Here is a 26,623-nt window from a genome sequence, read left to right as displayed (position 1 = left end):
GATCCGGAAAGCTCCGCGATGAACAGGAACTATCTTTTTCTCTTTCTGTTCAGCGTGCTGATGACTTTCAGCGGACTGGCGAGCCTCCCGCCCGTCGACCGGGACGAATCCCGTTTTGTCCAGGCCACCAAGCAGATGGTCGAAACCTCCGACTATGTCGACATCCGTTTTCAGGATGCCTCGCGCTACAAGAAGCCGATCGGCATCTACTGGCTGCAATCGGCGGCCGTGGCGCTGAGCGGCGAGGGGGCGGCGGCGCCGATCTGGGTCTACCGCCTCGTCTCCATGCTTGGCATTGCCTTGGCCGTCGTCGGCATTGCCTGGACAGGCACCAAGCTGTTCGGGGCCAATGCCGGTCTCGCCGCCGGCCTGATGATGGCGGCTATCTTCGCCACAGCCTTCGAGGGCCGTGACGCCAAGACCGACGCCATGCTGCTGGCCTGCTGCGTGGCGGCGCAAGGCGCGCTCGCCCAGATCTATCTGGCATCGCGCCGCAACGAACCGGTGGCCGCCCATCTGCCGTGGATATTCTGGGCCGCTCAAGGCCTTGGAATCCTTATCAAGGGGCCGGTAGCTCCGCTCCTGTCGGTGCTGACGGTCGCCGCCCTGTTTGCCTTCGAGCGCGACTGGCGCTGGCTCCTGAAGCTGAAGCTCGTGCGCGGTGTCGCTCTGGTGCTGCTCATCGTGCTGCCCTGGGTGGCCCTCATCACCTGGAAGAGCGGCGGCGCCTTTCTCAGTGATGCCGTCGGCAAGGACATGATGGCCAAGGTCGCCTCGGGCGAGGAATCGCACGGCCTGCCGCCGGGCTTCTACATGCTGACCTATTCCTTGTTCATGTGGCCGTTCGGTCTGATCGCGGTTGGCGCCGGGCTGCAGGCCCTCAACCGTCTGCGCGACGATCCCCGGTTACGTTTCTGCCTCGCCTGGTACATTCCGTTCTGGCTGGTGTTCGAGCTGATCCCGACCAAGCTGCCGCACTATGTCCTGCCGGCCTATCCCGGCATGGCGCTGCTGATCGGCTGGCTGCTGACCTTGCCGCCGCAGGAGGCGAATGCGCCGCTCAGGCGCTGGCAGGATTGGTTGTGGTGGTCGACCGCATTCGGTCTTGCCGTGGTCAGCCTTGGCCTGGCGGCGGTCTGCGTCGGAGCGCCGATCTACCTCACCGGCACCTTCTCCTGGTGGAGCATTCCGGCCGCCGCGGCAGCACTGGGGGCGGGCTACCTTGCCTTCTCGCGGGAGTTGCAGGTTCCGCTTCCTCGCATCGGCGCCGTCGCGGCTTGCGCGGGCATCACCTATGGGCTGTTGTTCGGCGTCATCGCGCCTTCGCTGAAGCCGATCTGGCTGAGCCCGGCGATCGAGGCGGCGTTCCAGGCCAACAGGCCTTGCGACACCACGGTGCTCGCTTCGGCGGAATATCACGAGCCGAGCCTGGTGTTCCTGGTCGGCACCAAGACCGTCCTGACCGATGTCGATGGCGTCGCCAAGCATCTGCTCGGCGATCCTGCCTGCGCCCTGGCGCTGGCGCAGGTCGGCGACGAGCAGAAACTGAATGGGCTACTGGCGGCGCAAGGCAAGTCGGCGAACCGCGTTGCCGAGGTCGACGGCCTCAACTATTCATCGGGAGACAAGCTGTCGCTCGGCCTCTATCGTGTAACCCAGTGACGGCTCGCCGATGCCCATGACGGCAACAATGGGGTCGAATTTCCTATGCTGGTGAAATCACGCCCGCCCGTTTCGAGCCTGCTCCTTGGGGTAGGGCGCCGGTCGCTCGACAATTTTCGCGATACGATGCAGATCGCCAAAAGCCGCCTTGCCACCCGTCCGGCCAGATACCCGAACGTTTTGTGGTCGGTCTGGGTGCTGGTCTGGATTTTGCTGACGGCGGCGGCGTTTGTTCGTCTCGACACCCCGGCCGGAATGCTTCACGGCAAGTGGTCGGCGGAATTTGCCCGGACTGCCGACTTTTTCACCCAGTTCGGCCTGGGTGGCTGGTATCTCATTCCGTCGGCGCTTCTGCTTGTCGCCGCGAACCTGACGGATTGGCGAAGCCTCTCCCGGCGCTCGCTGATGCTCCTCTACAACTGGACCTGCCTGGCTTTTCTGGTGCTGTGCGCCACCGGTCTGTCGGGAATCGCCGTCAATGTGCTGAAATATGCCATTGGCCGGGCTCGCCCGCTCTATTACGAGGACTTTGGCGTGCTTACCCTGCACCCCTTCGCTTTCGATGCGCGCTTCGCCGGCTTTCCATCCGGCCATGGTACGACGATGGGCGCGGTGTTCGGGGTCGCTTTGCTGTTGTTTCCGCGGCGCTGGTACATCGCCCTGGCGATCACCGCCTGCATCGCCTCGACCCGTATCTTCGTTGGCGCGCACTATCCCAGCGACACCGTCGCCGGCTTCGGCCTCGGCTGCGCCTTCGCGCTTGCCTGTGGGCTGGTCTTTGCCCGGCTCGGCTTCATCTTTCGTCCGATGCCGTCGGGATTGCCGGTCTGCAAGAGGACGTTTCGGCTGATCGGACCGACAAGGAAGGCTGCCTGAGCATCCGAAGTTCAGTTGCCGTCCAGCCCGCCATAGGATCTGACCAGGCCGGCCATGCCGGGCGACTGGTGGTCTTCGCTTTCCAGCCCTTGGGCAACGCCGACGCGATCGGCCACAGGCCGGTTCTGGCTGACCTTCCACTTGCCGTGGATTTCGCTGATCTCGATTTCCAGCCCGATAATGCCTTTGATCTGCGACTGGATGAACGGCTCCGGCGCGTCGGTCACTGCCCAGGGCGCTTGGCGAGCGCCTTCCTGCGACGCCGTCAGATCGGCGATCTGCTGCGCCAGCCAGTCCTGGTCATCCATCACCTTGACTGTGCCGCGAACCTGCACGATGGCATAATTCCAGGTCGGCACCACCTTGCCGGTCTCGCGCTTGGTCTCGTACCAGGACGGCGTCACATAGGCATCGCTGCCCTGGAAGACGATCAATACCGGTGAAGCCGGATTGTCGGCCAGCAGGCGCCATTGCGGGTTGGCCCGCGCCAGATGGGCGCGCAGCCTGCCGTTAGGCCCGATTTCCGCGTCGAGCAGGAACGGGACAGCGTTGGCGACCGGCCCATCGGACCCGTTGGAAATCAACAGGCCCAGCGGATGCGTCCGGATCAGCCCGTGCAGGATTTCCGGCCGCGTTTCCCTGAAATGAGGAGGCTCGTACATCGCCGTCCGTTCTTTTCTTGTTTATCTCAGCCGCTTCGGACGCGGATCCGACAATTCGCCGGCCAGCCGGCGGTCGAGATAGTCGGCGCATTCCTCGAGCAGCAGGTCGGCATCGTTGGCGAAGAAATGGTTGGCGCCGGGCAACGTCTTTTGCGTGATGGTGATGCCCTTCTGCGTGTGCAGCTTGTCGACCAGGCCCTGCACATCCTTCGGCGGCGCCACCTTGTCGGCATCGCCATGGATGATCAGGCCCGATGACGGGCAGGGCGCCAGGAACGAGAAATCATAGGTGTTGGGCTGCGGCGCGATCGAGATGAAGCCTTCGATTTCCGGCCGGCGCATCAGAAGCTGCATCCCGATCCAGGAGCCGAAGGAGTAGCCGGCGACCCAGCAGCTCTTGGAATCGGGATGCAGCGACTGCACCCAGTCCAAAGCGGCGGCGGCATCCGACAACTCGCCGGTGCCGTGGTCGAATTCGCCCTGGCTGCGGCCGATGCCGCGGAAATTGAAGCGCAGCGTGGTGAAATCCCGCTTCTGGAACATGTAGAAGAGGTCGTAGACGATCTTGTTGTTCATCGTGCCGCCGAATTGCGGATGCGGGTGCAGGACGATGGCAATCGGCGCGCTTTTTTCCTTGGAAGGCTGATAGCGACCCTCCAGGCGGCCGGCAGGACCGGTGAAAATGACCTCAGGCATAAAATACTCCACTTGGTAATACGAACGCGCGGTGCCTGGAACGTTTCCTCTGGCCTTGACGCAGGGCGAGCGTCTTCTTAGAAGCTAGTTTAGAATTGTTCAAAACTGGGTGGCAAGACATCGAGCCCGGCCACCCGCGCCGCAAGCCGCGTAAATAGGACGGCTCGCCTTGGAATTTCAAGGAAATAACGCCATACGACATCGGAATGGCTTCTGACGGGACTTGACGGACGAAAATGGCCGCAAAACGCGCCTATCTCGATTATAATGCCAGTGCGCCGCTGCTTGCCGCGGCCCGCGAGGCTATGGTCGCGGCGCTTGACGTCGCCGCCAATCCGTCATCGGTTCACGCCGAGGGGCGTGCGGCCCGCCGCCTGATCCAGACCGCCAGGCGTGACGTGGCGGCGCTCGTCAACGCCAAGGCGGAGCATATCGTGTTCACCTCCGGTGCCACGGAAGCCGCCTCGACGCTGCTGTCACCAGACTGGCGGATGGGGCGCGGCACCGTGCGCATGAGCCGACTTTATGTGTCCGAGGCCGATCATCCCTGCCTGTTGAACGGCGGACACTTCCCGGCAGCGCAGGTTACCCGGATCGGTGTCGACGCCAACGGCATCGCCGATCTCGGCGCCTTGGCATCGGTGCTCGGCGGTCATGACAAGAGCGAAGGCCTGCCGCTGGTCGCTATCCATGCCGCCAACAACGAAACCGGCGTCATCCAGCCGATCGATCGCATCGCCGAAATCGTCAAGACGGCGGGCGGTATCCTCATTGTCGACGCCGTACAGGCCGCGGGGCGCATTTCGATCGAGCTATCAGCGGGTTACGCCGATTATCTGATTCTGTCCTCGCACAAGATCGGTGGTCCCAAAGGTGTCGGCGCCATCGTCGCGGCTTCGGATTTGATGATGCCGAAGCCGTTGATCAATGGCGGCGGCCAGGAAAAGGGCCATCGCGGCGGCACTGAAAACCTCGCCGCCATATCAGGTTTTGGCGCGGCCGCCCGCGAGGCGCTTGCCGGACTACAAAGCATGGATGCGGTGCGCCGGCGCCGCGACGAGATCGAAGCCATCGTGAAAACGCTGGTGCCGGACGCGGAAATCTTCGGAACCGGTGCGCCAAGGCTTGCCAATACGGCATTCTTCGCTATTGCGGGCGTCAAAGCCGAAACCGCGCAGATCGCCTTCGATCTGGCCGGTGTAGCGCTGTCGGCCGGCTCTGCCTGTTCGTCTGGCAAGGTCGGACCGAGCCATGTGCTGAAAGCCATGGGATACGGCGACAGTCTCGGCGCCTTGCGGGTGTCCATCGGACCGGCGACCGGCGCGGAAGACGTTGAGCTTTTCCGCACCGCGCTTGCGGGTATTGCCGCCCGTAGGGCGGATAGAGAACGGGCCGCGTAGCGGTTGGACGAATTTGGGCCTTTCGGCCTGGTAGAGCCGTGCGTTTCATGCTGGCCGGGTGAATTCCCGGTCGAAGCGCACTATATTAAACTTACGCCGCCGCGAGCACCTCTTGGGGTTCGGTTTTGGCGGTGCCATAGTTTGAAAACTGTCGGGCCTTGACCCCGGCGTGGATGGAGAACGCATATGCCTGCTGTGCAGGACACGATCGATCGGGTCCGAAAGATCGACGTCGACCAATACAAATACGGATTCCAGACCGAAATCGCGATGGACAAGGCCCCCAAGGGCCTCAGCGAAGACATCATCCGTTTCATTTCGGCCAAGAAGGACGAGCCGTCCTGGATGCTGGAATGGCGTCTGGAAGCGTATCGCCGCTGGCTGACGCTTGACGAGCCGACCTGGGCGCGCGTCCACTATCCGAAGATCGATTTCCAGGACATCTATTTCTATGCGGCGCCCAAGAGCACGCCCGGCCCGACCTCGCTCAGCGATGTCGATCCCGAACTCTTGAAGGTCTATGAAAAGCTCGGCATTCCGCTGCGGGAGCAGGAAATCCTTGCCGGTGTGCAGAAGACCGATGCCTCGGAGCTCGAGGAGGTCAGCGATAACGTCTACAAATCGGGCCGCGTCGCTGTCGACGCCGTGTTCGATTCCGTCTCCGTCGTCACCACCTTCAAGAAGGAGCTGGCGCAGGCCGGCGTCATTTTCTGTTCGATCTCGGAAGCCATCCGCGAGCATCCGGAGCTGGTGCAGAAGTATCTCGGTTCGGTCGTGCCGACCTCCGACAATTACTACGCGACGCTGAACTCCGCCGTGTTCACCGACGGCTCCTTCGTCTTCGTGCCCAAGGGCGTGCGCTGCCCGATGGAGCTGTCGACTTATTTCCGCATGAACGAGAAGAACACCGGCCAGTTCGAGCGCACATTGATCATCGCCGAGGAGGGGGCTTACGTCTCTTATCTCGAGGGCTGCACGGCCCCGCAGCGCGACGAGAACCAGCTGCATGCCGCGGTGGTCGAGCTGGTGGCGCTCGACGATGCCGAGATCAAATATTCGACGGTGCAGAACTGGTACCCCGGCGACGCCGAGGGCAAGGGCGGCATCTACAATTTCGTCACCAAGCGCGGCGACTGCCGGGGTGACCGCTCGAAGATCTCGTGGACGCAGGTGGAGACCGGCTCGGCCATCACCTGGAAATATCCGAGCTGCATCCTGCGTGGCGACGATTCCCAAGGCGAATTCTATTCGATCGCCGTGTCGAACGGTTATCAGCAGGTCGATAGCGGCACCAAGATGATCCATCTTGGCAAGAACACGTCGAGCCGCATCATCTCCAAGGGTATCGCCGCCGGCTACTCGCAGAACACCTATCGCGGCCAGGTCTCGGCGCATCGCAAAGCGACCAACGCCCGCAATTTCACCAACTGCGACTCGCTGCTGATTGGCGACCAGTGCGGCGCGCACACCGTGCCCTACATGGAAGCCAAGAATTCGACGGCGCAGTTCGAGCACGAAGCGACGACGTCGAAAATTTCCGAGGACCAGAAATTCTACGTCATGCAGCGCGGCATCCCGGAAGAGGAAGCGATCGCGCTGATCGTCAACGGCTTCGTCAAGGACGTGATCCAGCAACTGCCGATGGAATTCGCGGTCGAAGCACAGAAGCTGATCGGGATTAGCCTTGAGGGCTCGGTCGGCTGACCGGATATATATTCAGGAAACGAAAAAATGCTTGAAATCAGAAACCTGCACGCCCGCATCGTCGATGACGGCACCGAGATCATCCGTGGCTTGAACCTGACGGTGAAAGCCGGCGAGGTCGCCGCGATCATGGGGCCGAACGGCTCGGGAAAATCGACGCTGTCCTACATCCTCGCCGGCCGCGAGGACTATGAGGTGACCGAAGGCGACATCCTCTACAACGGCCAGTCGATCCTCGAAATGGATCCGGCCGAGCGCGCCACGTCAGGCATTTTCCTCGCCTTCCAGTATCCGATGGAGATACCGGGCGTTGCGACCATGGAATTCCTGAAAGTGGCGATGAACGAGCAGCGCAAGGCACGTGGCGAGGAGCCGCTGAAGATCCCGGAATTCCTGAAGCGCGTGAAGGAAGCCGCCGCCTCGCTCAGCATGGACATGGCGATGCTCAAGCGGCCGCTCAATGTCGGCTTCTCCGGCGGCGAGAAGAAGCGCGCCGAGATCCTGCAGATGAAGCTGCTGGAGCCGAAATTGTGCGTGCTCGACGAGACTGATTCCGGCCTCGACATCGATGCGCTGAAGATCGTTTCCGACGGCGTCAACGCGCTGCGCGCGCCGGACCGGGCGTTCCTGGTCATCACCCACTACCAGCGCCTGCTTGAGCACATCGTGCCCGACACCGTGCACGTGCTCTACAAGGGCCAGGTCATCAAGTCAGGCGACAAGTCGCTGGCGCTCGACCTGGAAGCCAATGGCTATGCCGGCGTGATCGGCGAAGCCGCGTGAGATGCCAGAGGGCAAGGTCAAACTAATGAATATGCACGCACAGCCCCAGCGGACACCGGCCGAGACAGCGTTGATCGACGCGTTCGGCGACCGATTGTCGCTGCTGCCGGGCGACGGCGCGGTGATGCTGAAGCGCGACGACGCCATCGAGACGATCAAGCACGGCCTGCCGACGCGGCGCGTCGAATCCTGGCACTATACCGACCTGCGGCGGTTGCTGAATACCGTGCCGGACTTCGACCCGGCCGCCATGGCTAAAGCCATCGCACCGATCGTCGAGGGTTCTGCCGTGGTGTCGATCCTGAACGGCAAGTCCGACGCGAAGGTGCCTGTCCTTGAAGGCGTCACCTTCCAGCGCCTTTCGGAAAAGCTGGTCGACGGCAGCATCGCACCGGGGCTCGATCCCTATGGCAGCGACGACGCAATCGGCGCGCTGAACACGGCTTTCGTCGCCGACGGGTATTTTGTCGACATCGCCGATGGTGTGGAACTTGAAAAGCCGATCGAACTGCAGAACCTGCAGGCCGGCGGCCAGACGCATGTGCGCCTGCCCGTGCGCGTCGGCGCCGGCGCCAAGGCCGTCATCGTCGAACGGCAGACGGGTGATGGCGCTGCCTTGAGCAGCTCGGTCAGTCAGATCGTGCTCGACGAGGGCGCCGAGGTGACGTGGCTGGTCGTCCAGGAGCAGCCGGAAACGGCGACGCATCTGGCGCAGTTCAAGGCCCATATCGGCAAGAATGCGAAACTGACGCTGTTCGTCATGAACGCCGGCGGCAAGCTCGTGCGCCAGGAGATCATGGTCAGGACGACTGGCGAAGGCGCCGATTTCAAGCTTCGCGGCATCAACCTGCTGGCCGGCGACACCCACACAGACGTGACCATGGTGCTCGACCACGCCGTGCCGCACACGACCTCTACGGAAGTGATCCGCAATGTGGTGACGGGCAAGGCGCGCGGTGTGTTCCAGGGCCGCATCAACGTCCATCAATATGCGCAGAAGACCAACGCGAAGATGGCCTGCAACACGCTGTTGCTGTCGGACGATGGCGAGTTCTCGACCAAGCCCGAGCTTGAAATCTTCGCCGACGACGTGATTTGCGGCCACGGCGCGACGGTGACCGAGATCGACCACAACCATCTGTTCTACCTGATGGCGCGCGGCGTCGACGAGAAAAGCGCGCGGGGGTTGCTCGTGAAGGCCTTCGTCGCGGAGGTGATCGAGGAACTGGACGACGAAGCGATCGTCGAGGCGCTGGAAGCGCGGCTCGACGACTGGTTCGTGGCACACGGGTGACCTGATGAACGCTCCAGGCAAGATCGGAGATTTCTACGACGTCGAAGCGATCCGCCGCGATTTCCCGATCCTGTCGCGGGAAGTCTATGGCAAGCCGCTGGTCTATCTCGACAATGGCGCCTCGGCACAGAAGCCGCAGGCGGTGCTCGACGCCATCCAGCACGCCTATTCCCAGGAATATGCCAACGTCCATCGCGGCCTGCACTTCCTCTCCAATGCGGCGACCGACGCATATGAAAAGGCGCGGGAAACGGTGCGCCGTTTCCTCAACGCGCCGAGCACCGACAACATCGTCTTCACCTCGAACACGACGTCGGCCATCAATACCGTCGCCTATGGCTATGGCATGCCCAACATCGGCGAGGGCGACGAGATCGTGCTGTCGATCATGGAGCACCACTCTAACATCGTTCCCTGGCATTTCATCCGCGAGCGGCAGGGCGCGAAACTCGTCTGGGTGCCGGTCGACGATCTCGGCGTCTTCCACATCGAGGAATTCGAGAAGCGCCTGACCGACCGCACCAAGCTGGTCGCCATCACACAGATGTCGAATGCGCTGGGCACGGTGACGCCGATCAAGGAGATCGTGCGCATTGCGCATTCGCGTGGAATTCCCGTCCTTGTAGACGGCAGCCAGAGCGCCGTGCATATGCCGATCGATGTGCAGGATCTCGACTGCGACTTCTTCGTCTTCACCGGCCATAAGGTCTACGGCCCCTCGGGCATCGGCGTGCTCTACGGCAAGAAGGACATTCTCCAGGGCATGCGCCCCTTCATGGGCGGTGGCGAGATGATCGAGGAGGTGACGGAAGACATCGTCACCTACAACGAGCCGCCGCACCGTTTCGAAGCCGGCACGCCGCCGATCGTCCAGGCGATCGGGCTGGGTGCTGCGCTCGACTATATGGAAAAAATCGGCCGCGAGCGCATTGCCGCCCATGAGGAAGACCTCAAGAACTACGCGCATGAGCGGCTGCGCGCCATCAATTCGCTGCGCATCTTCGGCGATGCGCCCGGCAAGGGCGCCATCATCTCGTTTGAGCTGCAAGGCATTCATGCGCATGACGTGTCGATGGTGATCGACAGGCAGGGCGTTGCTGTCCGCGCCGGCACCCATTGCGCCCAGCCGCTGTTGAAACGCTTCGGCGTAACCTCCACATGCAGGGCATCGTTCGGCATGTATAATACCAGGGCCGAAGTCGACGCTTTGGCCGAGGCGCTCGAAAAAGCGCGCAAATTCTTCGGATGATGATTTTTTTGGGTGACGACCATGGATGATGCAAGCATCGCTGCCGAGACCATTCCGGAAACCGCGCCCAATGCGCTGGTTTCGGGATCGGCCATTCCAGCCGACGAACTGGCGCGGCTGACCGACGACATCGTCTCGGCCCTGAAGACCGTCTACGATCCGGAAATTCCGGCCGACATCTACGAACTCGGCCTGATCTATAAGATCGACATCGAGGACAATCGCTCGGTCAAGATCGACATGACGCTGACCGCGCCCGGCTGCCCTGTCGCCGGCGAAATGCCCGGCTGGGTGGAAAACGCCGTCGGCGCCGTCGAAGGCGTGTCCGGCGTCGAGGTCAACATGACTTTCGACCCGCCATGGTCGGCCGATCGCATGTCGGAAGAGGCGCAGGTCGCGGTGGGTTGGTACTAGCCCGACAGAGGCTGGTGCACTTGCGCCAGGGATAAAACTTCACCATTTTAGGTGAGGAATCATTCGGCAGGCCTTGAACCTGCATGGAATGGAAGGAAAAAGAATGGGACGCTTCGCCGTCATCACGATGACCGAAAAGGCCGCCGACCGGGTGCGCGAGATCGTTGCCACCCGCGACAACGCGCACGGCATCCGCCTCGGCATCAAGAAGGGCGGCTGCGCCGGCATGGAATATACGGTCGATCTGGTGACCGAGCCCAACACCAAGGACGACCATATCGAGCGCGATGGCGCGCATGTCTATGTGGCGCCCGAGGCAGCGCTATTCCTGTTCGGCACGGAGATGGATTTCGAGCAGACGACGCTGCGCACTGGCTTCACATTCCGCAATCCGAATCAGAGTTCGGCCTGCGGCTGCGGTGAGTCCGTCGAGTTGAAGCCGGCGGACCTCAAGGCGCTGGCAGAAGCACGCGCCTCGGCCTGATCTTCCAGCCCCGTAAGCGGCAGGGGTGATCGCATATGACTGGCTTGCGCTCTACGAATACCCCCACCCTTAATCCCTCCCCACAAGGGGGAGGGAGACTCGGTAGGCGCTGATTCCGCAAATCCCCGAGGTTTCGACGCCAAAAGGATGGCGCGCGGCAGCGTTCCCTCCCCCTTTTGGTTAGGGTGGGGGTCCTCTTCGTAAAAACCCATATGCAATCGCCCCGCCGTAAACGGGGTGAAGGACGCTAATCCACCCACATGCCCGTCCGCTTGTGCCAGTCGGCGATCGATTCCTCGGGATAGACGTCGAAGACCTTGTCATGCTTGCCAACCTCCGGCTCCACCCAGTTCGCCTTGTATTTCAGCATCAGGTGCACCTTGCTTGGCGGAATGGGTAAATCGCTGTCGATCGCCGAGGCGAAGGGATGCACCAGTTCCGGCCATGTCGGATCGTAGAGCCAAAGGGCCGCCCCGCATTTCTTGCAGAAATTGCGCTCGCCGGTCGAGATTTCGCAATGCGGATGCTCGTCGTCCTCGATCTCCGCCCGAAAGACGCCGAGGCTGCGCTTGCCCCTGATGTTCAGTGTTTCGTTGTCCGCACCGAGATTGATGGCAAACCCGCCGCCGCCCTGCTGCTTGCGGCAGATCGAGCAGTAGCACAGCATGAATGGCGCCGGCGTGTGGCTCTCCACCTCGAAACGCACGGCATTGCAGCGGCAGGACCCTTTGAGCAGGACGGGCATGGCGGGAAACTCCGATCGACCTCACACAACCTGTCAGCATGATTTTGGTTGCGGCGATGACAAGGCCAAACGCCGGTGACATGATCGCGGCATGGACAATGAACGCATCGCCGAACTGTTCGAGGGCCTCGGCCCTGTCAGCATCCGAAAACTGTTCGGCGGCAAGGGCATCTATTTCGACGGTGTCATCGTCGCCATCGTGCTGCACGGTGAGTTGATGCTGAAGGCCGACGAGCAAAGCGCGCCCGAGTTCGAGGCCGCCGGCTGCACGCAATGGACCTATACCGGCTCGCGCCACGGCAAGCTGGTCGCCATGCCCTACTGGGGCGTTCCCGACAGCGCTTTCGATGATCCCGACGAGATGGCGGCCTGGGTACGGCGGGCGTATGCGGCTGGACGGCGGGCGGGGAAGTGATGCCAGCCTTGGAACGCTAGCGGGACAGCACCCCCCTCTGGCCTGCCGGCCATCTCCCCCGCAAGGGGGGAGATTGGCGGTTTCACCGTCTGCCTGCTTTTTCAACGTTGAAGATTGCAGAGGCGTTGACGACATTCGATCTCCCCCCTTGCGGGGGAGATGTCCGGCAGGACAGAGGGGGGTGCTGTCCCGCCGACGTTGGCCTACAACGCCTTGGCAATCCTCGCCGCCAGCCGCGCATTGTTCTCTACCAGCGCGATGTTGGTCTTCAGGCTCCTGCCGCCGGTCAGTTCGAGGATTTTCGACAGCAGGAACGGTGTCACCGCCTTGCCGGTCACGCTGAGCGCTTCTGCGGCCTTTTGCGCGGCGTCGATATAGCCCGCCATCTCCTCAGCCGGGATTTCATGGTTTTCCGGCACCGGATTGGCAATCAGCATGCCGCCGGCGAGCCCCAGCGCTGCCCTCGTCTGGTAGAAATGCGCGATCGCTTCCGGCTCGTGCAAGGTCAGCGGCGCGCGGAACGGCGACTGCCGCGACCAGAAGGCGGGCATCGTCTCGCAGCCAAGGCCGATCACCGGCACGCCGCGCGTCTCCAGCACCTCCAGCGTCTTTTCGATGTCGAGGATGGCCTTGGCGCCGGCCGAGACGACGATGACCGGGGTGCGCGCCAGCTCGTCGAGATCGGCGGAAATGTCAAAACTCTTTTCGGCGCCCTTGTGCACGCCGCCGATGCCGCCGGTGGCGAACACTTTTATGCCGACCATATGCGCCGCGATCATCGTGGCGGCGACCGTGGTGCCACCGGTGCGCCCTTGCGCCACGGCAAAACCGAGATCGGCGCGCGACAGTTTCATGGCGTCGCCCGTCATCGCCAGCGATTCGCGCTCGCCGTCCGAAAGCCCGATCTTGATGCGGCCGCCAACCACGGCGATGGTCGCCGGCACGGCGCCGCCGTCGGTGATAATCTTTTCGACATCGGCCGCCATGGCGCCATTGTCGGGGTAGGGCATGCCATGGGTGATGATGGTGCTTTCCAGCGCCACCACCGGCCGCCCGGCAGCCAGGGCCTGCGCCACCGGCGCGTGGATGTCGATGAAGGGGCGGGCGGTCTCAGGGGTCATCAGGGTCTCCAATCCGGAATGCAGCGCGTCCGTCGGGACATCAGGCAACATCGTGGCACTATGAATTTGCCGGTCTCATGCCACTTCCCTGGCATCCGGCACAAGAGCCAATGCCTCAGTGAAATCAGCCGCGGTGAACTCCGGAACGGCGTTGGCGCTTTCGATGGCAAGCGTCGCCCCGGCAATGCCTTCGCGCAGTGCTGACCGCAGGGGCAGTCCGCGCAGCAAAGCAGCGACCGTTGCGCCCGCCAGGGCATCGCCGGCCCCGGTGACGTCAGCGACCTTTCTTGGCGGCGGCGGCAGGATCGAGAAGGCGCCGGCTTCATCGAAGCCCAGCATGGGCTCGCTGCCCGCCGTCACCACGCCGCTGACGAGGCCGCTGCATCGCAACCCGTCGACGACCTCGCGCTCCGTGGCAGTCGCGGCGACGCCGGCCAGCACCATGGCCTCGCGCCGGTTCATGAAGACCAGCGAGAGCTCCTTCAGCACCGGTATCAGCCGCGTTACCTTGGCAGGCGAAATTGCAATGGCGAAAACCGGCTTGCCCGTGGCGAGCGCGACCAGCCGTTCCAGCGCCGAAGAGGGCAGGTTGGCGTCGCACAGGATCGCATCGGCGGCAGCGATCACCTCCCGCACCTTGGAGCGCCTGATCTGCTTGGGAAACGCCAAATCATAGAGCGCCATGTCGGCAAAGCCGACGATCAGCTCGCCTTCGCTGTCGATCAGCGCCGTGTAGCTCGGTGTCGTGCGGTCGAGGAAGACCGCCGACAGGTCGGTAATGCCTGCCTCGGCAATGGCTCGCGAAACGGTGTCGGCAGCGGCATCGCCGCCGCGAACCGATATGAGCGACGCGGAGACGCCGCGCCGCACCGCACTGCGCAAAGCGTTGAAGACCCCGCCGCCGACATCCTCGCGCATCGTGCCGGGATTGGAGGCAGCCGGCACGTAAGCGCCGGACACCTGGCCGCGCCGGTCGATATGGGCGCCGCCTACGGCCAGTATTTTCGCGGATTTCAGCATGCCGGCGATATGACCTTTGTTATTCCAGCCGCACAAGCGCTAGGCTGTGCAACGGAGCTTCGCATGCAAGGCGGCGATTCGGCAGATCGAAACAACCGAGCCGTCTGGCCCAACGTGTGGTGCATCCCTGATCGAATCCTTGGACAAAAAAAGAACAAATCCGGATATTCTTTGTTTTTCAGATATTTGACCCCTCTTGCCAAATGAGAACAAAAAAGGTACAAATAGGCAGGGATTACGGATTGTCCGGCCTTCATTGACGACCAAGGGGTGATGTATCATGGCTCAGAATTCTTTGCGGCTTGTAGAGGACAAGGCAGTGGACAAATCAAAGGCTCTGGATGCGGCGCTGTCGCAGATCGAGCGGGCTTTCGGCAAGGGCTCGATCATGCGGCTCGGCGCCAACGATCAGGTCGTCGAGATTGAAACGGTGCCGACCGGCTCGCTTGGCCTAGACATCGCGCTTGGTGTTGGTGGCTTGCCGCGCGGTCGCATCATCGAGATCTACGGGCCGGAAAGCTCGGGCAAGACGACGCTGGCGCTGCACACCGTGGCCGAAGCCCAGAAGAAGGGCGGCATCTGCGCCTTCGTCGATGCCGAGCATGCGCTCGATCCGGTCTATGCCCGCAAGCTTGGCGTCGATCTCGAAAACCTTCTGATCTCGCAGCCGGACACCGGTGAGCAGGCGCTGGAAATCTGCGACACGCTGGTGCGCTCCGGCGCCATCGACGTGCTGGTGGTCGATTCGGTCGCGGCGCTGACGCCACGCGCCGAAATTGAAGGTGAGATGGGCGATTCGCTGCCCGGCCTGCAGGCCCGCTTGATGAGCCAGGCGCTGCGCAAGCTGACCGCTTCGATCTCGCGCTCCAACACCATGGTCATCTTCATCAACCAGATCCGCATGAAGATCGGCGTCATGTTTGGTTCGCCCGAGACCACGACGGGCGGCAACGCGCTGAAATTCTACGCTTCGGTGCGTCTTGACATCCGCCGCATCGGCTCGATCAAGGACCGCGACGAGGTTGTCGGCAACCAGACCCGCGTCAAGGTGGTCAAGAACAAGCTGGCGCCGCCCTTCAAGGTGGTCGAATTCGACATCATGTTTGGTGAGGGCGTCTCCAAAACCGGCGAACTGGTCGATCTCGGGGTCAAGGCCGGTATTGTCGAGAAGTCTGGCGCCTGGTTTTCTTATAATTCGCAGCGTCTCGGCCAGGGCCGCGAAAATGCCAAGCTGTTCCTGCGTGACAATCCCGACACGGCACGCGAGATCGAGTTGTCGATCAGGCAGAATGCCGGGCTGATCGCCGAGAAATTCCTCGAGAATGGCGGCCCTGAGCGCGGCGAAGACGACGGTTTCGAGGAAGAATCCGGCGCCATGTAACAGCTTCGTGCGCGATGCCGGCCGGAGTTCGGCCATAATCGCGTTCTATTATCTCAGGCTTATGTAATTGAGTTCCGCGTTATTGCGTTTCGAAACCGCCGGCCCAGTGCCGGCGGTTTTGCGTTTTGGCGGCGAAAACAGGCCGGTTCGAATGGCCGGCAAAGGCCGTGGATTGGACCAATTCCGTGTTTCTGGACAGGGTGAGGCGCGGCGGCTAAAAGGCCAAGTCCTAATCTTCTAAAAACGCAGAGCCCATTTCCGCCGGTTTGCCGGCGGCTCTTCCGAAAAGGCAGCATTCATGAGTGGCGTGAACGAGATCCGGTCGACATTTCTCGACTACTTCCGCAAGGAGGGTCACGAGATCGTCGCGTCGAGCCCGCTGGTGCCGCGCAACGATCCGACACTGATGTTCACCAACGCCGGCATGGTGCAGTTCAAGAATGTCTTCACCGGTTTGGAGAAGCGGCCCTATTCGCGCGCGTCGACCGCCCAGAAGAGCGTGCGCGCCGGCGGCAAGCACAACGATCTCGACAATGTCGGCTACACGGCACGCCATCTGACCTTCTTCGAGATGCTCGGCAATTTCTCCTTCGGCGACTATTTCAAGGAGCGCGCCATCGAGCTTGCCTGGAACCTGATCACCAGGGAGTTCGGGCTGAACAAGGACAAGCTGCTGGTCACCGTCTATCACACGGACGACGAGGCGGCCGGTTTCTGGAAGAAGATCGCCGGGTTTTCCGACGACCGCATCATTCGCATCGCGACATCTGACAATTTCTGGGCGATGGGCGACACTGGACCTTGCGGGCCGTGCTCGGAGATCTTCATCGACCGCGGCGAGCACATCTGGGGTGGTCCTCCCGGCAGCCCGGAGGAAGATGGCGACCGTTTCCTGGAATTCTGGAACCTGGTGTTCATGCAGTATGAACAGGTGACGAAGGAGGAGCGGATCGACCTGCCGCGCCCCTCGATCGACACCGGCATGGGCCTGGAGCGCATGGCGTCCATCCTGCAAGGGGTGGAAAGCGTCTTCGAGACCGATCTGTTCCGTCACCTGATCGACGCGGCCTCGTCCGCGATCGGGCATGGTCCCGACAAGGAGACGGTGGCGTCCTACCGCGTCATTGCCGATCATCTGCGCTCGTCCTCCTTCCTGGTCGCCGATGGCGTGCTGCCTTCGAACGAAGGCCGTGGCTATGTCCTGCGTCGCATCATGCGCCGCGCCATGCGTCATGCGCAGTTGCTCGGTGCCAACGAACCGCTGATGTGGAAGCTGGTGCCGGCGCTGGTGCGCGAAATGGGTCAGGCCTATCCGGAGCTGCTGCGCGGCGAACAGTTGGTCACCGAGACGCTGAAGCTCGAGGAGACCAGGTTTCGCAAGACGCTGGTGCGCGGCCTCGGCCTGCTTTCGGAGGCGACCGAAACGCTTCATGCCGGCGACATGCTGGATGGCGAGACGGCCTTCAAGCTCTACGACACCTATGGCTTCCCACTCGATCTGACGCAGGACGCGCTGCGCCAGCGCAGCATCTCGGTCGATCTTGCCGGCTTCACCAATGCGATGGAGCAGCAGAAGGCCGAGGCGCGCAAGCACTGGGCTGGGTCCGGCGACGCGGCGACCGAGACCATCTGGTTCTCGGTGCGCGAGAAGGCGGGCGCCACCGAGTTCCTCGGCTATGAGACTGAAGCTGCCGAAGGCATCATCCAGGCGCTTGTCCGGGACGGCAAGACCGTCGACAGCGCCGGCAAGGGTGACGCAGTGGCGATCGTCGTCAACCAGACGCCGTTCTATGCCGAGTCCGGCGGCCAGATGGGCGACACCGGCGTTATTTCAGGCGAGGGCTTCTCGATCGAGGTTTCCGACACGCAGAAGAAGGCCGATGGGCTGTTCGTCCATGTCGGCAAGGTGGCCAGCGGCACGGTCAAGACCGGCGCCGCCGTCGAGCTCAAAGTGGACCATGCGCGCCGCTCCAGGTTGCGCGCCAACCATTCCGCGACGCATCTGATCCACGAGGCTCTGCGCGAGGTGCTGGGCAGCCATGTCGCGCAGAAGGGCTCGCTGGTGGCGCCCGAGCGCCTGCGCTTCGACATCTCGCACAACAAACCCATTTCATCAGAGGACCTCGAAGAGGTCGAGCGCATGGCCAACGAGATCGTCGTGCAGAACAGCCCGGTGTCCACGCGCCTGATGTCGGTCGACGATGCCATTGCCGAAGGCGCCATGGCGCTGTTTGGCGAGAAGTATGGTGACGAAGTGCGCGTCGTGTCCATGGGCACCGGGGTGCACGGCGCCAAGGCCAACCGGCCCTATTCGGTCGAGCTCTGCGGTGGCACGCATGTCCGGGCGACCGGCGATATCGGCCTGGTGCGTGTCGTGTCGGACAGCGCGGTCGCCGCCGGCGTGCGCCGCATCGAGGCGCTGACCGGCGAAGCCGCGCGCAAACATCTCGACGAGCAGGACCGGCGTTTGAAGGCGACGGCGGCCGTGCTCAAGATTTCGCCGGTCGATGTGCCGGCGCGCGTCGAGACGCTGCTCGAAGAGCGCAAGAAGCTCGAGAAGGAATTGACCGAGGCGCGCAAGAAGCTGGCGCTGGGCGGGGGATCGTCAGCCGATGCTCCAGCCGCCAATGAGACGGTCGCCGGTGTCGGCTTCCTCGGCAAGACGGTCTCCGGTGTCTCGCCGAAGGATTTGAAGCCGCTGGCCGATGCCGGAAAGAGCTCGCTCGGCTCCGGCGTCGTCGTCTTAGTCGGCGCCGGCGAAGACAACAAGGCAAGCGTCGTGGTGGCCGTCACCGACGACCTCATCGGCCGCTTCAGCGCCGTCGACCTGGTGCGCCTGGCCTCCGCCGCATTGGGCGGGCAGGGCGGCGGCGGTCGGCCCGATATGGCGCAGGCCGGCGGCCCGGATGCCTCCAAGGCTGCCGATGCCATTGCCGCGGTAAGGGCTGCGCTGGAAGCAGCCTAGCGTTCATCAGGGACGCTTTGCCGCTTTCAGCGCATGCGTCATTCTGCTGGAATCGCCCCAGGTGGACAGCCAGATCAGGCTGTCCGTGGCGACCGAGATCGTCGACCGCAAAAGGTTGAGCAGCGGTCCAGGCGATTTCAGCTGCTCCTCGGCGTGATGGAGATGGGCAAGCTCTTCCTCGCGGATCGCCAGGATGATGCCGTGCAGTTCGCCATCGCGTTCGGCGAGGAAAAACAGCTGATCGTCGAGATGGCGATGCACCGCCGCTTCGACCGCTGCGGTGCAGGCCCAGATGCCTTGCGGTCCGAGCAGGGCGGTCAGAAAACCCAGCAGCCAGCCGCCCCAGCTCCAGAATTGCATCACCCGGCACGGTCGCGACTGCCGCAACGGCATGGCTGCACGGAAGGCCACGCAGTGCTTGCGCTCGTGCCCAAGCATCTCCGACAAGGACGGCACGCAATCTGGCCAAAAGCGCTTGGCGACAAGAATCTGCGCCGAATAGATTCGGATCGCCCCGAACTCGCCGGCGTGGTTCACTCGGACTATTCTGGCGACCGTGAGTGCGTCCTGGTGAGAAAGATCATCCATGGACGCGCCCAAGCCTTATGTCAGCCGGTTGGCAAAGCGTGGGAGTTTTGCAACGCGATCCCACCAGGCCTGGATCTCGGCAAACTCGGCCAGCAGCTTTTGCCCCTCAGCGACCTTGACGAAATAACCGATGATCGGCGCCGCATGCAGATCGGCCAGTGTCAGCCGATCGCCCAGCAACCACGAGCCCGGCGCTTTCAGCGAAGAGAGCGTCTGCAGCGCTTTGCTCGCCTGCGAAATGCCATTGGCGATCAGCGCCTCGTCGGGCGCTTCCTTCTCCAGGCGCTCGACGGCGACATCCCAGACCATCGACCTGTAGGCATAGGCGTCGAGCATGCCGATGATCTGGTTCATCCTTGCGCGGTCGCGAGGCTCCCTCGGCTGAAGGCTCGGCCCGTCAAACGTTTCGTCGACATATCTGGCAATCGCACTCGTCTCGAAGAGCCGAAAGCCTTCATGCTCGAAGGCTGGGATGCGGCCGAACGGGTGATGCTCGAAATACCAGGCGGGAATGCCGTCGGCGGCAAAGACATCGACTGGCACAAGCTCGTAGTCGATGTCCTTTTCCTTAAGCACGAGGCGGACGATGCGCACATAGACGCTGTAATCCGCCCCGTAGACGATGGGCTTGCTCATGCTAGCCCTCCTCCGGGGCTCGGCTGTCAGGCCATCGCCTTCTGCAGGTTCTCGTCGATCTTGTCGAGGAAACCGGTGGTCGAAAGCCATGGCTGGTCGGGACCGATCAGCAGCGACAGGTCCTTGGTCATGAAGCCGGACTCGACGGTCTGGATGCAGACCTTTTCCAGCGTCTCGGCGAAGCGCCTCAGCTCGGCATTGTCGTCGAGCTTGGCGCGGTGGGCCAGCCCGCGCGTCCAGGCGAAGATCGAGGCGATCGAATTGGTCGAGGTTTCCTCGCCCTTCTGGTGCTGGCGATAATGGCGGGTGACGGTGCCGTGCGCGGCTTCCGCTTCCACCGTCTTGCCGTCCGGCGTCATCAGCACCGAGGTCATCAGGCCGAGCGACCCAAAACCTTGCGCCACCGTGTCGGACTGCACGTCGCCGTCATAGTTCTTGCAGGCCCAGACATAACCCCCCGACCATTTCAGGCTGGAGGCCACCATGTCGTCGATCAGGCGATGCTCGTACCACAGCTTCTTCGACTTGAACTCGGCCTCGAATTCCGCCTCGTAGACCTCCTGGAAGATGTCCTTGAAGCGACCATCATAGGCCTTGAGGATGGTGTTCTTGGTCGACAGATAGACCGGATAGTTGCGCAGCAGGCCGTAGTTCAGCGAGGCGCGGGCAAATTCGCGGATCGAGTCGTCGAGATTGTACATGGCCATGGCGACGCCGGCGCCCGGTGCGTCGTAGACGTCATGCTCGATCACCTCGCCGTCCTCGCCGACGAACTTGATCGTCAGCTTGCCCTTGCCGGGAAAGCGGAAATCGGTGGCGCGGTACTGGTCGCCGAAGGCGTGACGGCCGACGATGATCGGCTTGGTCCAGCCGGGCACCAGGCGCGGCACGTTCTTCATGATGATCGGTTCGCGGAAGATGGTGCCCCCGAGGATGTTGCGGATGGTGCCGTTCGGCGACTTCCACATCTTCTTCAGCTTGAACTCCTCGACGCGCTGCTCGTCGGGGGTGATCGTCGCGCATTTCACGCCGACGCCGTATTTCTTGATGGCGTTGGCCGAATCGATGGTCACCTGGTCGTTGGTGGCGTCACGATGCTCGATGCCGAGATCGTAATATTCGAGCTTGAGGTCGAGATAAGGGTGGATCAGCTTGTCCTTGATGAACTGCCAGATGATGCGGGTCATCTCGTCGCCGTCGAGTTCGACGACCGGGTTCGCCACCTTGATCTTCGCCATGGAAAGAATGCCTCGTTGCTGGGATATGGGACGGCCTTGCCCGCGTGGCGTTGGGCCGGGAGATGTCGCCCGTATATCAAAGCGCTTTTGGCCACGCAAACGGCGATCGGTCACGAATTGGAGGCCAGAGCCGTCGTCATTTGCGAATGCTTCATTTTCCCGGCCGAATGTGGCAGGGACGCTGAAATGCCGCAAACAGCAGTTCATTGACAATCATGCCCGTCATCAAAGATCCCGATAGCATTGCAGTCGCCGGCCCGGCGATCATCCTCGTTGAGCCTCAGCTTGGCGAGAACATTGGCATGGTCGCGCGCGCCATGGCCAATTTCGGTCTGTCGGAGCTGCGCCTGGTCAACCCGCGTGATGGTTGGCCGAGCGAGAAGGCGCGCGCGGCGGCCAGCCGCGCCGATCATGTCATCGACGCTGTCACCGTCTTCGACGATTTGGCCTCGGCGCTCGCCGACCTGAACTTTGTCTTCGCCACCACGGCCAGGCAGCGCGACGGCTTCAAATCCGTGCGCGGGCCGGTGGAGGCGGGCAGGCTGCTGCGGGCGCGCCACACAATGGGCCAGCGCACCGGCATCCTGTTCGGACGCGAACGCTTCGGCCTCTACAATGACGAGGTCGGCCTGGCCGACGAGATCGTCACTTTCCCGGTCGATCCCGATTTCTCCTCGCTCAACATCGCCCAGGCCGCGCTGCTGATGTCCTATGAATGGATGAAGTCCGGCCTGGAAGATGAGACCAAGACCAATTTTTCCGGCCCGGACATGAAGCCGGCAAGCAAGGAAGAATTGCACGGCCTGTTTGCGTATCTGGAAGGCGCATTGGAAGCGCGCGGCTATTTCCGGCCGGCACCGAAGAAGCCGAAAATGGTCGACAATCTGCGCGCGGTGCTCACACGCCCCGGCTTTGCCGAACCGGAGCTCAAGGTGCTGCGCGGCATCATCTCGTCGCTCGACAGGTTTTCTCCGGCGATGCCGCGCGGCGACGGATCCCCTGGCGATGATCCACGGCGCTTGCCCGCGGCCGCCGCGCGTGCCCGCAAGGCGGAGGCGGCGCGCTTTGCCGACACCGGCAAGGACGATGACATACCGCCGTTGGGCGGCAAGGGCACCGACAATGACTGAGCGGCCGATCCTGATGTTCGATTCGGGCATCGGCGGGCTTACCGTGCTGCGCGAGGCACGCGTGCTGATGCCCGACCGCCGCTTCATCTATGTCGCCGACGACGCTGCGTTTCCCTACGGCGCTTGGGAAGAGCCGGCGCTGAGGGCGCATATCCTCGAATTGTTCGGCAAACTGCTTGAGCGGTTTGCGCCGGCCATTTCCGTCATCGCCTGCAACACCGCCTCGACGTTGGTGATCGATGCGCTGCGCGATAGATTTCCCGAGCATCCTTTCGTCGGCATGGTGCCTGCGATCAAGCCGGCGGCGGAACGCACGCGCTCAGGGCTGGTTTCGGTGCTGGCGACGCCTGGCACCGTCAAGCGCCAATACACGCGCGACCTGATCAGCAAATGGGCGCAGAAATGCCATGTCCGCCTGGTCGGCAGCGACAGGCTGGCGGGACTGGCTGAGATCTACATGCGTGAGGGCTTCGTCGATGAAGAAGCCGTGCGCACCGAGATTACGCCGTGCTTCGTCGAACATGATGCGCTGCGTACGGATATCGTCGTGCTCGCCTGCACACACTACCCCTTTCTGGCCAATCGCATGCGCAAGACGGCGCCCTGGCCGGTCGATTGGCTCGACCCCGCTGAAGCGATCGCGCGCCGGGCGCTGTCGCTTCTCGCCGACATCGATCCGAGCGGTCGTGGCGAGATGCTGCCTGAAGGCCCCGACCTTGCCGTCTTCACATCGAAAAGAGCCGATTTTCCGACCCGTCGCCTAATACAGGGCTTCGGGCTGGCGATGTCGTGATTCCGAAGCGGAACATCACGGCAGTCGTTGCGTTTTTCTCCAGATTCTAACGGGAGAAAGAGCCATGCCAGCCACCTCGAAAGCCCAGCAGAAAGCCGCCGGCGCGGCTCTGTCGGCCAAGCGCGGCGAGACCAAGAAGAGCGAACTCCAGGGCGCTTCCAAGGGAATGTACGAATCGATGAGCGAAAAGCAGCTCGAGGAATTCGCCGAGACGAAGCGCAAGGGCCTGCCGGAGAAGAAGTCGAAAGACTAAGGGTTAAGCATCCGGAATCAAAGAGCCCGCGGCCAAAACCGCGGGCTTTGAAATAATATCGGCCGCCTGAGACCGGATAGGAGCCTACCAGCGCCCGCTGCAGCGCTTGATCTTGTAGCGTATGACCTTCTTGTGGCCGTGCCGCCAGATAACCTTCTTCTTGATCACGATGCGGCAAGCCTGGTGATGCCGGTGTCCTTGCCAATGCCTGGCCTCCGCCGGCTCCGGTGTCAGGACCGCCATGGATCCCGCCAACACAGCGGCTCCTGTCAGGGTAAGGAAGAATTTCTTCATGCGAATTTAGCTCCTCTGCTCCGGTCCCTTCCTGATGCCGCTGGCGCAACCTCCCGCCACATCCGGCACTGTACTCAACCCAGAGACGCTATATCGTCGCCATGGCCTACGCCAGCCACAAGCTTGACACCGGTTAAATCTCCGTTTAATCAGCGCGCCAACACCGGGCCGCAATGCCCGGTGGTTTTCTTTATGTGCGCAAGATGCGTGGAAATCCAATTCTACTATCTTGTTTGAACTGACGTGTCCCGTGGGTTTTCCGCCGCGTTGCGTGGGAAAACCCTGTCAGGTCTCGAAAACGGAGGCCAGAGGAGGGCGCGTTTCCTTCACCCGGACCATGAGGTTCCGGGTGTATTGTTTTGAAAAGGGAATGCGATGAGCAAGCGCGAATCCGCGAAGTACAAGATCGACCGCCGTCTCGGCGAAAATATCTGGGGCCGCCCGAAGTCCCCGGTCAACAAGCGTGAATACGGTCCTGGCCAGCATGGCCAGCGCCGCAAGGGCAAGCTTTCCGATTTCGGCCTGCAGCTGCGCGCCAAGCAGAAGCTGAAGGGTCACTATGGCGATGTTTCGGAAAAGCAGTTCCGCAAGGTCTATGAAGAGGCTGACCGCCGCAAGGGCGACACCTCGGAGAACCTGATCGGCCTGCTCGAATCGCGTCTCGACGCGGTCGTCTACCGCGCCAAGTTCGTGCCGACCATTTTCGCCGCCCGTCAGTTCGTCAACCACGGCCACGTCAACGTCAACGGCAAGCGTGTCAATATCGGCTCGTATCGCTGCAAGCCGGGCGATGTGGTCGAAGTGCGCGAAAAGTCCAAGCAGCTGGTCATCGTTCTGGAAGCGGTCGGTCTCGCCGAGCGCGACGTGCCGGACTACATCGAAGCCGATCACAACAAGATGGTCGCGACCTTCTCGCGCATCCCTGGCCTTGCGGACGTTCCGTTCGCCGTGCAGATGGAACCGAACCTGGTCGTCGAATTCTATTCGCGCTAAAACGAGCGCGTTCTGCGATACCAAGCAAAGGCCGCCCGTCGAGGCGGCCTTTTCTTTGTCGGTCATGTCCGCTAATCCGGCGCTCTGGGCCACTGAAAGCGACATGCCATGAACATGCTTCCAGACATCGAACCGATCGCCGACAGCGAAGGCGGCTTCCATCCGCTGTTCGCCGACGTGCCGTCCTCGGTCGAATTCAACAAATTGCGCAAGCGGCTGCTGCGGCTGACCCGGCAGGCGATCGAGGATTTCTCGATGGTCAAGCCCGGCCAGCGCTGGCTCGTTGCCCTGTCTGGCGGCAAGGATTCCTACGGCCTGCTCGCGGTGCTGCTCGACCTCAAATGGCGCGGGCTCTTGCCGGTCGATCTTCTGGCCTGCAATCTCGATCAGGGCCAGCCCAATTTCCCCAAACATATCCTGCCGGACTATCTCGACAGATACGCCATCCCGCATCGCATCGAGTATCAGGACACCTATTCCGTCGTCACCGACAAGCTGCCTGCGGGCAGCACCTATTGCTCGCTCTGCTCTCGCCTCAGGCGCGGCCATCTCTACCGCATTGCGCGCGAGGAGGGGTGCTCGGCGCTTGTGCTCGGTCACCATCGTGAGGACATTCTCGAAACCTTCTTCATGAACCTGTTCCATGGCGGCCGTCTCGCCGCTATGCCGCCAAAACTGCTCAACGACGACGGCGACGTCATGGTGCTGCGGCCATTGAGCTACTGCGCCGAGGCCGATCTGGAAAAATTCGCCGCCGCCATGCATTTCCCGATCATTCCCTGCGATCTCTGCGGCAGCCAGGAAGGTCTTCAGCGCAACGCCATGAAGGCGATGCTCGAGGACCTGGAAAAGCGCATGCCAGGCCGCAAGGATACGATGCTGCGCGCGCTGTCGAACAGCAGGCCATCGCATCTGCTCGACAGAAAGCTGTTCGACTTCGCTGCGCTCAATGAGACCCTCAGCACAAGGCAAGATATTTCCGATGACATTTGACGACACCGCGATCGACTGGCTGGCCGGCATTCTGGCCGAGGCGGCGCTGACCGAGATCATGCCGCGCTTTCGCCGGCTTGGTGAGGGCGACATCCGCCAGAAGACGTCGGCTGCCGACCTTGTGACCGAAGCCGACGTCAATGCCGAGCGGCTGATCGCCGCGCGGCTGCGCGAGCGCTATCCCCAGGCGATGATCGTCGGCGAGGAGGCCTGTTCCGACAATCCGGCACTGCTCGATGGTCTGGGCGATGCCGATCTGGCCTTCGTCATCGATCCGGTCGACGGCACTTTCAACTTCGCCTCCGGCGTGCCGCTGTTCGGCGTCATGCTGGCGGTCGTGGTCCAGGGCGAGACGGTTGCCGGCATCATCCACGATCCCGTCGGCAAGGACTGGCTGATCAGTGCCAGGGGCGCTGGCAGCCATATCCGGCATGCGCATGGCAGCCTGGAGAAGGTGCATGTCGCGGCACCTGCGCCGATCGCGCAGATGACCGGCTCCGTCTCCTGGCAATATATGTTCGAGCCGGAGCGGTCGCGGCTGGCGCGCAACCAGACGAAGATCCTGTCGCAATTCGCCTATCGCTGCGCCGCGCACGAATACCGCCTGTTGGCGAGCGGCCATGCCCACTTCGTCGTCTACAACAAGCTGATGCCGTGGGATCATCTGGCCGGCGTGCTGATCCATGCCGAGGCCGGCGGCCACGCGGCGCGCTTCGACGGCAGCACCTATCTGCCCTCGCATCTCGGCGGCGGCCTGCTTGTCGCGCCCGATCGCGAAAGCTGGCACGAATTGCGCCGCGAACTCTGGGCGGCACAGGATTAATTGCTGCGTTA

At 62.5% G+C, this 26,623-nt stretch carries 27 protein-coding genes; 18 read left to right on the top strand and 9 right to left on the bottom strand.

Annotation, left to right across the window (positions count from 1 at the left end; genetic code table 11):
• The first annotated feature begins 18 nt into the window (after positions 1 to 18).
• Positions 19 to 1,662: an ArnT family glycosyltransferase gene (locus tag NKJ00_RS15575; protein ID WP_352630292.1), complete on the top strand. Its 1,644-nt coding sequence runs from the start codon at positions 19 to 21 to the stop codon at positions 1,660 to 1,662.
• Positions 1,663 to 1,707: 45 nt separating this feature from the next.
• A complete protein-coding gene (locus NKJ00_RS15570; protein WP_352630290.1) occupies positions 1,708 to 2,538 on the top strand; it encodes a phosphatase PAP2 family protein in 831 nt (276 codons plus the stop codon).
• Positions 2,539 to 2,549: 11 nt separating this feature from the next.
• Here NKJ00_RS15570 and NKJ00_RS15565 read toward each other — a convergent pair whose 3' ends face one another.
• Together NKJ00_RS15565 and NKJ00_RS15560 are read right to left on the bottom strand one after the other, a co-directional pair.
• On the bottom strand, positions 2,550 to 3,200 hold the full coding sequence (locus NKJ00_RS15565) for an FMN-binding negative transcriptional regulator (protein ID WP_352440138.1): 651 nt from the start codon (positions 3,198 to 3,200) through the stop codon (positions 2,550 to 2,552).
• A gap of 21 nt (positions 3,201 to 3,221) precedes the next feature.
• Positions 3,222 to 3,896, bottom strand: coding sequence for an alpha/beta hydrolase (locus NKJ00_RS15560; RefSeq protein WP_023669128.1), 675 nt, complete (start codon positions 3,894 to 3,896; stop codon positions 3,222 to 3,224).
• Between the two features lie 236 nt (positions 3,897 to 4,132).
• Between NKJ00_RS15560 and NKJ00_RS15555 the strand changes: the two genes are divergently transcribed.
• The 7 genes from NKJ00_RS15555 (at position 4,133) to sufA (ending at position 11,224) form a co-directional block, all read left to right on the top strand.
• Positions 4,133 to 5,296 carry a cysteine desulfurase family protein gene (locus NKJ00_RS15555; protein WP_352630288.1) on the top strand — a complete coding sequence of 388 codons (1,164 nt, stop codon included), beginning with the start codon at positions 4,133 to 4,135 and terminating at the stop codon, positions 5,294 to 5,296.
• Positions 5,297 to 5,482: 186 nt separating this feature from the next.
• A complete protein-coding gene (gene sufB, locus NKJ00_RS15550; RefSeq protein WP_352610551.1) occupies positions 5,483 to 7,000 on the top strand; it encodes a Fe-S cluster assembly protein SufB in 1,518 nt (505 codons plus the stop codon).
• A 27-nt stretch (positions 7,001 to 7,027) separates the two neighbouring features.
• Positions 7,028 to 7,783 carry a Fe-S cluster assembly ATPase SufC gene (sufC, locus tag NKJ00_RS15545; protein ID WP_023810312.1) on the top strand — a complete coding sequence of 252 codons (756 nt, stop codon included), beginning with the start codon at positions 7,028 to 7,030 and terminating at the stop codon, positions 7,781 to 7,783.
• A 25-nt stretch (positions 7,784 to 7,808) separates the two neighbouring features.
• On the top strand, positions 7,809 to 9,077 hold the full coding sequence (gene sufD / locus NKJ00_RS15540) for a Fe-S cluster assembly protein SufD (RefSeq protein WP_352610552.1): 1,269 nt from the start codon (positions 7,809 to 7,811) through the stop codon (positions 9,075 to 9,077).
• A 4-nt stretch (positions 9,078 to 9,081) separates the two neighbouring features.
• Positions 9,082 to 10,326 carry a cysteine desulfurase gene (locus NKJ00_RS15535; protein WP_352610554.1) on the top strand — a complete coding sequence of 415 codons (1,245 nt, stop codon included), beginning with the start codon at positions 9,082 to 9,084 and terminating at the stop codon, positions 10,324 to 10,326.
• Between the two features lie 21 nt (positions 10,327 to 10,347).
• Positions 10,348 to 10,740: an SUF system Fe-S cluster assembly protein gene (locus NKJ00_RS15530; RefSeq protein WP_023810315.1), complete on the top strand. Its 393-nt coding sequence runs from the start codon at positions 10,348 to 10,350 to the stop codon at positions 10,738 to 10,740.
• 103 nt (positions 10,741 to 10,843) lie between these two features.
• Complete coding sequence (sufA, locus tag NKJ00_RS15525; protein WP_023810316.1) at positions 10,844 to 11,224, top strand: Fe-S cluster assembly scaffold SufA; 381 nt, start codon at positions 10,844 to 10,846, stop codon at positions 11,222 to 11,224.
• A 247-nt stretch (positions 11,225 to 11,471) separates the two neighbouring features.
• Here sufA and NKJ00_RS15520 read toward each other — a convergent pair whose 3' ends face one another.
• Positions 11,472 to 11,969, bottom strand: a complete 498-nt coding sequence (locus NKJ00_RS15520) for a GFA family protein (RefSeq protein ID WP_352552740.1) — start codon at positions 11,967 to 11,969, stop codon at positions 11,472 to 11,474.
• A 91-nt stretch (positions 11,970 to 12,060) separates the two neighbouring features.
• On the opposite strand from NKJ00_RS15520, the gene NKJ00_RS15515 reads away from it, so the two are divergent.
• The gene (locus NKJ00_RS15515; RefSeq protein WP_352630285.1) at positions 12,061 to 12,384 is read left to right on the top strand and encodes a TfoX/Sxy family protein; all 324 of its coding nucleotides are present in this window, start codon (positions 12,061 to 12,063) and stop codon (positions 12,382 to 12,384) included.
• Between the two features lie 203 nt (positions 12,385 to 12,587).
• Here NKJ00_RS15515 and NKJ00_RS15510 read toward each other — a convergent pair whose 3' ends face one another.
• Both NKJ00_RS15510 and NKJ00_RS15505 read right to left on the bottom strand, forming a co-directional pair.
• On the bottom strand, positions 12,588 to 13,505 hold the full coding sequence (locus NKJ00_RS15510) for a pseudouridine-5'-phosphate glycosidase (RefSeq protein WP_352630283.1): 918 nt from the start codon (positions 13,503 to 13,505) through the stop codon (positions 12,588 to 12,590).
• A 75-nt stretch (positions 13,506 to 13,580) separates the two neighbouring features.
• Positions 13,581 to 14,525, bottom strand: a complete 945-nt coding sequence (locus NKJ00_RS15505; RefSeq protein ID WP_128303269.1) for a carbohydrate kinase family protein — start codon at positions 14,523 to 14,525, stop codon at positions 13,581 to 13,583.
• A 280-nt stretch (positions 14,526 to 14,805) separates the two neighbouring features.
• Between NKJ00_RS15505 and recA the strand changes: the two genes are divergently transcribed.
• Both recA and alaS read left to right on the top strand, forming a co-directional pair.
• Complete coding sequence (gene recA / locus NKJ00_RS15500; RefSeq protein WP_023810321.1) at positions 14,806 to 15,906, top strand: recombinase RecA; 1,101 nt, start codon at positions 14,806 to 14,808, stop codon at positions 15,904 to 15,906.
• Positions 15,907 to 16,204: 298 nt separating this feature from the next.
• Positions 16,205 to 18,871, top strand: a complete 2,667-nt coding sequence (gene alaS / locus NKJ00_RS15495; protein WP_352630281.1) for an alanine--tRNA ligase — start codon at positions 16,205 to 16,207, stop codon at positions 18,869 to 18,871.
• A gap of 6 nt (positions 18,872 to 18,877) precedes the next feature.
• Here the strand turns inward: alaS and NKJ00_RS15490 are convergent, their stop codons facing one another.
• The 3 genes from NKJ00_RS15490 to NKJ00_RS15480 are packed head-to-tail and all read right to left on the bottom strand — an operon-like array spanning position 18,878 to position 21,333.
• Complete coding sequence (locus NKJ00_RS15490; protein WP_352630279.1) at positions 18,878 to 19,459, bottom strand: demethoxyubiquinone hydroxylase family protein; 582 nt, start codon at positions 19,457 to 19,459, stop codon at positions 18,878 to 18,880.
• A gap of 15 nt (positions 19,460 to 19,474) precedes the next feature.
• Positions 19,475 to 20,095, bottom strand: a complete 621-nt coding sequence (locus NKJ00_RS15485; protein ID WP_352630277.1) for a glutathione S-transferase family protein — start codon at positions 20,093 to 20,095, stop codon at positions 19,475 to 19,477.
• 26 nt (positions 20,096 to 20,121) lie between these two features.
• Positions 20,122 to 21,333 carry an NADP-dependent isocitrate dehydrogenase gene (locus NKJ00_RS15480; RefSeq protein ID WP_352630275.1) on the bottom strand — a complete coding sequence of 404 codons (1,212 nt, stop codon included), beginning with the start codon at positions 21,331 to 21,333 and terminating at the stop codon, positions 20,122 to 20,124.
• 215 nt (positions 21,334 to 21,548) lie between these two features.
• Here NKJ00_RS15480 and NKJ00_RS15475 point away from each other — a divergent pair, with 215 nt between their 5' ends.
• The 3 genes from NKJ00_RS15475 (at position 21,549) to NKJ00_RS15465 (ending at position 23,509) form a co-directional block, all read left to right on the top strand.
• The gene (locus NKJ00_RS15475; RefSeq protein WP_352630273.1) at positions 21,549 to 22,463 is read left to right on the top strand and encodes an RNA methyltransferase; all 915 of its coding nucleotides are present in this window, start codon (positions 21,549 to 21,551) and stop codon (positions 22,461 to 22,463) included.
• Positions 22,456 to 23,256 (top strand): glutamate racemase, encoded by an 801-nt coding sequence (gene murI / locus NKJ00_RS15470; protein ID WP_023810327.1) that lies wholly within the window; start codon positions 22,456 to 22,458, stop codon positions 23,254 to 23,256. The genes NKJ00_RS15475 and murI overlap by 8 nt, the downstream gene beginning before the upstream one ends.
• Before the next feature lie 64 nt (positions 23,257 to 23,320).
• Positions 23,321 to 23,509, top strand: a complete 189-nt coding sequence (locus tag NKJ00_RS15465; RefSeq protein ID WP_023810328.1) for a DUF3008 family protein — start codon at positions 23,321 to 23,323, stop codon at positions 23,507 to 23,509.
• Between the two features lie 84 nt (positions 23,510 to 23,593).
• Here NKJ00_RS15465 and NKJ00_RS15460 read toward each other — a convergent pair whose 3' ends face one another.
• A complete protein-coding gene (locus NKJ00_RS15460) occupies positions 23,594 to 23,803 on the bottom strand; it encodes a hypothetical protein (protein WP_023810329.1) in 210 nt (69 codons plus the stop codon).
• 375 nt (positions 23,804 to 24,178) lie between these two features.
• On the opposite strand from NKJ00_RS15460, the gene rpsD reads away from it, so the two are divergent.
• The 3 genes from rpsD (at position 24,179) to NKJ00_RS15445 (ending at position 26,612) form a co-directional block, all read left to right on the top strand.
• A complete protein-coding gene (gene rpsD, locus NKJ00_RS15455) occupies positions 24,179 to 24,796 on the top strand; it encodes a 30S ribosomal protein S4 (RefSeq protein ID WP_023759539.1) in 618 nt (205 codons plus the stop codon).
• Positions 24,797 to 24,904: 108 nt separating this feature from the next.
• Positions 24,905 to 25,789 (top strand): tRNA 2-thiocytidine(32) synthetase TtcA, encoded by an 885-nt coding sequence (gene ttcA, locus NKJ00_RS15450; protein WP_352630271.1) that lies wholly within the window; start codon positions 24,905 to 24,907, stop codon positions 25,787 to 25,789.
• Positions 25,779 to 26,612 carry an inositol monophosphatase family protein gene (locus tag NKJ00_RS15445; protein ID WP_352630269.1) on the top strand — a complete coding sequence of 278 codons (834 nt, stop codon included), beginning with the start codon at positions 25,779 to 25,781 and terminating at the stop codon, positions 26,610 to 26,612. Before ttcA ends, NKJ00_RS15445 begins: the two co-directional genes overlap by 11 nt.
• The last annotated feature ends 11 nt before the right edge of the window (positions 26,613 to 26,623 follow it).

Origin of the sequence: Mesorhizobium sp. M0227 (genome assembly GCF_040321855.1) — a bacterium.
Classification (GTDB): Bacteria; Pseudomonadota; Alphaproteobacteria; order Rhizobiales; family Rhizobiaceae; genus Mesorhizobium.
Note: the sequence above shows the minus strand (reverse complement) of the source record. Positions and strands in the feature narration are given on the sequence as shown.

What these genes read in the sequence shown, in the direction of transcription:
- NKJ00_RS15510 (WP_352630283.1), bottom strand. Translation starts at nt 13,505, where the DNA reads ATGACCCCTGAGACCGCCCGCCCCTTCATCGACATCCACGCGCCGGTG.
- sufB (WP_352610551.1), top strand. Translation starts at nt 5,483, where the DNA reads ATGCCTGCTGTGCAGGACACGATCGATCGGGTCCGAAAGATCGACGTC.
- murI (WP_023810327.1), top strand. Translation starts at nt 22,456, where the DNA reads ATGACTGAGCGGCCGATCCTGATGTTCGATTCGGGCATCGGCGGGCTT.
- NKJ00_RS15555 (WP_352630288.1), top strand. Translation starts at nt 4,133, where the DNA reads ATGGCCGCAAAACGCGCCTATCTCGATTATAATGCCAGTGCGCCGCTG.
- NKJ00_RS15480 (WP_352630275.1), bottom strand. Translation starts at nt 21,333, where the DNA reads ATGGCGAAGATCAAGGTGGCGAACCCGGTCGTCGAACTCGACGGCGAC.
- recA (WP_023810321.1), top strand. Translation starts at nt 14,806, where the DNA reads ATGGCTCAGAATTCTTTGCGGCTTGTAGAGGACAAGGCAGTGGACAAA.
- NKJ00_RS15505 (WP_128303269.1), bottom strand. Translation starts at nt 14,525, where the DNA reads ATGCTGAAATCCGCGAAAATACTGGCCGTAGGCGGCGCCCATATCGAC.
- NKJ00_RS15515 (WP_352630285.1), top strand. Translation starts at nt 12,061, where the DNA reads ATGGACAATGAACGCATCGCCGAACTGTTCGAGGGCCTCGGCCCTGTC.
- NKJ00_RS15530 (WP_023810315.1), top strand. Translation starts at nt 10,348, where the DNA reads ATGGATGATGCAAGCATCGCTGCCGAGACCATTCCGGAAACCGCGCCC.
- NKJ00_RS15465 (WP_023810328.1), top strand. Translation starts at nt 23,321, where the DNA reads ATGCCAGCCACCTCGAAAGCCCAGCAGAAAGCCGCCGGCGCGGCTCTG.
- sufA (WP_023810316.1), top strand. Translation starts at nt 10,844, where the DNA reads ATGGGACGCTTCGCCGTCATCACGATGACCGAAAAGGCCGCCGACCGG.
- NKJ00_RS15475 (WP_352630273.1), top strand. Translation starts at nt 21,549, where the DNA reads ATGCCCGTCATCAAAGATCCCGATAGCATTGCAGTCGCCGGCCCGGCG.
- NKJ00_RS15575 (WP_352630292.1), top strand. Translation starts at nt 19, where the DNA reads ATGAACAGGAACTATCTTTTTCTCTTTCTGTTCAGCGTGCTGATGACT.
- ttcA (WP_352630271.1), top strand. Translation starts at nt 24,905, where the DNA reads ATGAACATGCTTCCAGACATCGAACCGATCGCCGACAGCGAAGGCGGC.
- NKJ00_RS15535 (WP_352610554.1), top strand. Translation starts at nt 9,082, where the DNA reads ATGAACGCTCCAGGCAAGATCGGAGATTTCTACGACGTCGAAGCGATC.
- sufD (WP_352610552.1), top strand. Translation starts at nt 7,809, where the DNA reads ATGAATATGCACGCACAGCCCCAGCGGACACCGGCCGAGACAGCGTTG.
- NKJ00_RS15490 (WP_352630279.1), bottom strand. Translation starts at nt 19,459, where the DNA reads ATGGATGATCTTTCTCACCAGGACGCACTCACGGTCGCCAGAATAGTC.
- NKJ00_RS15445 (WP_352630269.1), top strand. Translation starts at nt 25,779, where the DNA reads ATGACATTTGACGACACCGCGATCGACTGGCTGGCCGGCATTCTGGCC.
- NKJ00_RS15485 (WP_352630277.1), bottom strand. Translation starts at nt 20,095, where the DNA reads ATGAGCAAGCCCATCGTCTACGGGGCGGATTACAGCGTCTATGTGCGC.
- NKJ00_RS15570 (WP_352630290.1), top strand. Translation starts at nt 1,708, where the DNA reads ATGCTGGTGAAATCACGCCCGCCCGTTTCGAGCCTGCTCCTTGGGGTA.
- NKJ00_RS15565 (WP_352440138.1), bottom strand. Translation starts at nt 3,200, where the DNA reads ATGTACGAGCCTCCTCATTTCAGGGAAACGCGGCCGGAAATCCTGCAC.
- rpsD (WP_023759539.1), top strand. Translation starts at nt 24,179, where the DNA reads ATGAGCAAGCGCGAATCCGCGAAGTACAAGATCGACCGCCGTCTCGGC.
- NKJ00_RS15520 (WP_352552740.1), bottom strand. Translation starts at nt 11,969, where the DNA reads ATGCCCGTCCTGCTCAAAGGGTCCTGCCGCTGCAATGCCGTGCGTTTC.
- sufC (WP_023810312.1), top strand. Translation starts at nt 7,028, where the DNA reads ATGCTTGAAATCAGAAACCTGCACGCCCGCATCGTCGATGACGGCACC.
- alaS (WP_352630281.1), top strand. Translation starts at nt 16,205, where the DNA reads ATGAGTGGCGTGAACGAGATCCGGTCGACATTTCTCGACTACTTCCGC.
- NKJ00_RS15560 (WP_023669128.1), bottom strand. Translation starts at nt 3,896, where the DNA reads ATGCCTGAGGTCATTTTCACCGGTCCTGCCGGCCGCCTGGAGGGTCGC.
- NKJ00_RS15460 (WP_023810329.1), bottom strand. Translation starts at nt 23,803, where the DNA reads ATGAAGAAATTCTTCCTTACCCTGACAGGAGCCGCTGTGTTGGCGGGA.